Genomic DNA, 310 nt, shown 5'->3' with positions numbered 1-310 from the left:
TACGCTTGAGGATACGGTCAGCGCGGCCTTTGGCGCGCGGGCGAATCCGCTTCATCGTCATGCCTTCATCCACGAACACCGTGGACACCTTCAGCTCATCAACGTCAGCGCCGTCGTTGTTTTCCGCATTTGCAATCGCGGACTCCAGCACCTTCTTAACGATTTTTGCCGCCTTCTTCGGGCTGAATTCCAGAAGATTCAGCGCCTTCTCAACCTCCAGGCCACGGACCTGGTCGGCTACGAGGCGGGCTTTCTGAGCCGAAATTCTTGCACCGCGCAGACGGGCTGCAACTTCAGTAGCCATAACTGT

General features: G+C 57.1%; 1 protein-coding gene. It reads right to left on the bottom strand.

The window, feature by feature from the left end; all coding sequences use genetic code 11:
• Positions 1–304 (bottom strand): 50S ribosomal protein L22 (rplV, locus tag A3754_RS06070; RefSeq protein WP_063519091.1); only part of this gene is annotated, 304 nt, incomplete at its 3' end.
• Positions 305–310 lie beyond the last annotated feature (6 nt).

The sequence above is a fragment of the Alcanivorax sp. HI0083 genome (assembly GCF_001635175.1).
The sequence above is the reverse complement of the archived record's forward strand: the minus strand, read 5'-3'. Positions and strand labels throughout refer to the sequence as shown.